The sequence below is a fragment of the Streptomyces sp. NRRL WC-3549 genome, assembly GCF_000721935.1.
Classification (GTDB): Bacteria; Actinomycetota; Actinomycetes; order Streptomycetales; family Streptomycetaceae; genus Streptomyces.
This window is the reverse complement of the sequence record NZ_KL585414.1, coordinates 9,929-14,497: the sequence shown is the minus strand read 5'-3', so window position 1 is coordinate 14,497 and position 4,569 is coordinate 9,929. Positions and strand designations below refer to the sequence as shown.

Below are 4,569 nucleotides of genomic sequence, written 5' to 3'. Positions count from 1 at the left end.
GGCTGCCGCTGGACACCCTGCTCACCACCTGCGACCTCATCGTGCACCACGGTGGCGGGCAGACCGCGCTCAGCGCCCTGAACGCGGGCGTTCCCCAGCTGCTCATCCCGAACATCCCCAAGATGTTCCCGCCCTGCGACCGCATCGCCGCACACGGCTCGGCGATCACCCTGGAGCCGGGCGAGCAGCACCGTGACCGGCTCCGCGAGGCCGCGGAAGAGCTGCTGTACACCCCCTCCTACCGCGACCGGGCCCGATCGGTGCGGGCGGAGATCGCCGCCCAGCCCTCCCCGGCCGAGGTCGTCGGTGCGCTCCAGCGTCTGGTGGACACGCACGCCGTGGCCGGGCGGAACGGCAGGGGGCGATCGTGAAGGCACTTGTGCTCGCCGGGGGCGCCGGCACCCGACTACGGCCGATCACCCACACGTCGGCGAAGCAACTGGTGCCGGTGGCGAACAAACCGGTGCTCTTCTACGGCCTTGAGGCGATCGCCGACGCCGGGATCACCGAGGTCGGCATCATCGTGGGGGACACGGCCCAGGAGATCCACGAGGCCGTCGGCGACGGCGCCAAGCTCGGGTTGAACGTCACGTACATCCCGCAGCGAGCCCCGCTGGGCCTGGCTCACGCGGTGCTCATCGCCCGCGAGTTCCTCGGCGACGACGACTTCGTGATGTACCTCGGGGACAACTTCATCGTCGGTGGCATCAGCGAACTGGTCGAGGAGTTCCGCACCGAACGGCCGGACGCCCGCATCCCCCTCACCCATGTCCCGAACCCGGGCGCCTTCGGCGTCGCCGAACTCGATGCGGACGGCCGGGTGATCGGTCTGGAGGAGAAGCCGGCCCAGCCCAGGAGCGATCTGGCCCTGGTCGGTGTGTACCTGTTCACCGCCGCCGTCCACGAGGCGGTCCGCGCCATCGAGCCCTCCTGTCGCGACGAACTGGAGATCACCCACGCCATCCAGTGGCTGATCGACACCGGTCGTGACGTCCAGGCCACCACCGTCGCCGGGTACTGGAAGGACACCGGCAACGTCACCGACATGCTGGAGGTGAACCGCTCCGTCCTGGAACGCGTCGACCCGCTCGTCGAGGGCTCCGTGGACGAGGCCAGCGAGGTCATCGGACGGGTGCGCGTCGACGCCGGGGCGCGGGTGACCCGTAGCCGCATCGTGGGCCCGGCGGTCATCGGCCCGGGGGCCGTGATCACCGACTCCTACGTCGGCCCCTTTACCTCCGTCTCGGAGAACTGCCTCATTGAGGACTGCGAGATCGAGTACTCGATCGTCCTTCAGTCCGCCTCCGTGAAGGGCGTGCGCCGAGTCGAGGCGTCACTGATCGGCCGCCACCTCGAGGTCACCCCCGCGCCCCGTAACCCCGCCGCCCACCGCCTCGTGCTGGGCGACCACAGCAACGTGCAGATATCCTCATGACGCCTCCCACGAACATCCTGGTGACCGGCGGTGCCGGCTTCATCGGCTCCCACTACGTTCGCACGCTGCTCGGCCCGCCGATGCTCCCGGAGAGCCGGGACGACGTACGGATAACCGTGCTGGACAAGCTGACCTACGCGGGCGACCCGGCCAACCTTGACTCCGTGCGCGACAGCGGCCGCTTCGCGTTCGTCCACGGCGACCTCTGCGACACCGGACTTGTCGACGAAATCGTCGCCGCCCACGACCAGGTGGTCCACTTCGCCGCCGAGTCGCATGTCGACCGTTCCATCGTGGGAGGGGGCGAGTTCGTCAGGACCAACGTTGTCGGAACCCAGACCCTCCTCGACGCGGCCCTGCGCCATGGGATCGAGACCTTCGTGCATGTCTCCACCGATGAGGTCTACGGCTCCGTCGACGAAGGCTCCTGGACGGAGAGGGAACCGCTCAGGCCGAGCTCACCGTACTCGGCGACCAAGGCGTCCAGCGACCTCATCGCCCTCGCCCACCACCGCACCCACGGCCTGGACGTGAGAGTGACCCGCTGCTCCAACAACTACGGGCACCACCAGTTCCCCGAGAAGCTCATCCCGCTGTTCATCACGAACCTGATGTCGGGCCGGAAGGTCCCGCTGTACGGCGACGGGCGCAACGTCCGGGACTGGGTGCACATCGACGACCACGTCCAAGGCATCGAACTGGTGCGCGCCCAGGGCTGTCCGGGCGAGGTCTACAACATCGGTGGCGGCACCGAACTGTCCAACAGGGAACTCACCGAGCGGCTCCTCGACGAGTGCGGCGCGGGCCCGGACAGCGTGGAACACGTCGCCGACCGCAAGGGGCACGACCACCGCTACTCGGTGGACTGCACCAAGATCCGCGCCCAGCTCGGCTACGCACCCCGCAGGGACTTCGCCGAGGCGCTCGCCGAAACCGTCCGCTGGTACCACGACAACCGCGCCTGGTGGGAATCCTTCCGCGTCTGATCCGCCGCCCTGCTTCACCTGCTTCCCGGAAGGCTTCCCAAGAGGTGGTCATCACCCAGTCCGTCCCACCCGCCGCCGGGAGCGGGGGTGGGCAGACGACCGTCGTCGTCATCGGTGCGAACGGCCTGCTCGGCCAGGACATGGTGCGCGTGCTGCGCGCGGCGGGACACCGGGTCCTCGCCCCGCCCCGGCCCGTCCTCGACATCACCCGGCGTCGGTCGGTTCACGACGCCCTCTGCACCCATCGGCCGGACGCCGTCGTCAACTGCGCCGCCTACACGGCGGTCGACCGGGCGGAGACGGACGAGGAGCACGCGTACCTGTTGAACGCGGAAGGCCCCGCCCTGCTGGCCGAGCAGTGTGCCGACGCCGGCAGCAGGCTGATCCACATCTCCACCGACTACGTCTTCGACGGCGCCACCGAGACGCCCTACCCGGAGAGCGCGGAGCCCGGCCCGGTCAACGCCTACGGACGCGGCAAACTCGCTGGAGAGCGAGCGGTGCTCGACGTGCTTCCCGACAGTGGCTGCGTCCTGCGCTGCAGCTGGCTCTAAGGCGCGGGCGGCCCGAACTTCGTCCGCACCATGATCCGGCTCGCCCGCGGGAAGGCCCCGGTCGACGTGGTGGACGACCAGTACGGACAGCCGACGTGGACGTCGGACGTCGCAGACGGGGTCGAGGGCCTGCTGTCCCGGCCGTCCGTGTCCGGGATCCTGCATGCCAGCAACGCGGGCGAGACCACCTGGTACGGGCTGGCCCGTGAGGTGTTCCTCCTGCTGGGTGAGGACGCCGACCGGGTACGTCCGATCCGGGCCTCGGACCTGGCCCGCCCAGCCTCCCGCCCCGGGCGGTCCACCCTCGCGCACCATCGGTGGTCGGCGGCTGGCCTGCCCGGCAGACGCCACTGGAGGGAAGCGCTGCACACCGCCTGGCCCGTTCTGAACCGCTCGGGAGATTGACGATGCAGAGACTCACCATAGCCGGAGCCTGGCTCCATGTTCCGGTGGTGCAGGCGGATGAGCGAGGCAGCTTCCATGAAGCCTTCAGCGCGGAGGAGTTCGCGCGATCGGTGGGCCACACGCTCGAACTCGCTCAGGTCAACGTCTCCGTCTCACGCCGGGGCACGGTACGGGGCATCCACTTCGCCGACGTGCCTCCGGGGCAGGCCAAGTACGTGACGTGTGTGCGCGGCGCGGTGCTCGACGTGGCCGTGGACCTCCGGGTCGGCTCCCCCGGATTCGGCACCTGGGAGGCCGTCGAGCTGACTCAGGACAACAGGCGCTCCCTCTATCTGTCCGAAGGACTGGGGCACGGCTTCATGGCACTCACCGATGACGCGACGGTGATGTACGTCTGCTCCCAGGGCTACGCGCCGCGCCGCGAGCACTCCGTCAATCCTCTGGACCCGGCCCTCGCCATCGGCTGGCCGACCGGCCCCTACCCGCTGCTCTCCCCGAGGGACGCGTCGGCGCCGACCCTCGCGGAGGCCCTGGAGTCCGGCATTCTCCCCAGGTACGAGGACTGCGCGTCGCTGTCCCTGGGGGCGTAGGCGCCCGATCGGTCTCCCGGAGGGGTGGGTCACGTCCGTGACGGCGGCTCCCCCCCTTTTCACGCGGACGTGAGAGCAGTCCACGCACGCGGGACCGGTCCAGTGCGCCAGCCGCGTTCAGCCTCGTGAGCAGGATCCGGTGCAGTTGCTTGAAGACTCCCGCCTGTTGCCACCGGTCCAGGCGCCGCCAGCAGGTCTGTCCAGAGCCGAATCCCAGCTCTGGGGACAGGAGTTGCTACGCGATGTCTTGGCGCAGGACGTACAGAATGCCTTGCAGGCACAGCCGGTCCGGGATGGGCTTGAGCCCGGAGACCGCTTCGGCCAGGGTGACAGCAACGGTTCGATCAAAGCCCACAAGTCGTCGTTCACGATCCACGGCCGAGTCGTCACACCCCCCGAACGATCACATCGTCACAGCGGTCCGCCCGGCCAGGGCACCTCAACGAGATCCTGTTACGAGCTCTTGACGAGGTCGTGCACGGTAGGCGGTGAGACGTCGAGTCCTGGATTGTTGATCATGGTCGGGTGGCAGGGAAGGTGTCGCGTACTGCCAGCCGCATCAGGCGGAGGTGGCCGAGCTCCAGAAGCCGAAGCGGGCC

The 4,569-nt window shown here is 69.2% G+C and carries 4 protein-coding genes and 1 pseudogene; all 5 read left to right on the top strand.

The genetic code is table 11. From position 1 onward, the window contains the following. Positions 1–371: glycosyltransferase (locus tag IH13_RS0121285; protein ID WP_031086792.1), on the top strand; the 371-nt coding region annotated here is incomplete at its 5' end. Continuing rightward, positions 368–1,435, top strand: coding sequence for a glucose-1-phosphate thymidylyltransferase (locus IH13_RS0121280; RefSeq protein WP_031086790.1), 1,068 nt, complete (start codon positions 368–370; stop codon positions 1,433–1,435). The genes IH13_RS0121285 and IH13_RS0121280, both read left to right, overlap by 4 nt. Continuing rightward, positions 1,432–2,421 (top strand): dTDP-glucose 4,6-dehydratase, encoded by a 990-nt coding sequence (gene rfbB / locus IH13_RS0121275; protein WP_031086789.1) that lies wholly within the window; start codon positions 1,432–1,434, stop codon positions 2,419–2,421. Before IH13_RS0121280 ends, rfbB begins: the two co-directional genes overlap by 4 nt. Beyond that, positions 2,400–3,380, top strand: a pseudogene (gene rfbD / locus IH13_RS38025) (dTDP-4-dehydrorhamnose reductase). The gene rfbB and the pseudogene rfbD overlap by 22 nt, the downstream one beginning before the upstream one ends. Before the next feature lie 2 nt (positions 3,381–3,382). Further along, on the top strand, positions 3,383–3,970 hold the full coding sequence (rfbC, locus tag IH13_RS0121265) for a dTDP-4-dehydrorhamnose 3,5-epimerase (protein WP_031086786.1): 588 nt from the start codon (positions 3,383–3,385) through the stop codon (positions 3,968–3,970). The last annotated feature ends 599 nt before the right edge of the window (positions 3,971–4,569 follow it).

Bases quoted from the DNA above. Each gene is read 5' to 3' on its own strand.
- rfbB (WP_031086789.1), top strand. From the start codon at position 1,432: ATGACGCCTCCCACGAACATCCTGGTGACCGGCGGTGCCGGCTTCATC.
- rfbC (WP_031086786.1), top strand. From the start codon at position 3,383: ATGCAGAGACTCACCATAGCCGGAGCCTGGCTCCATGTTCCGGTGGTG.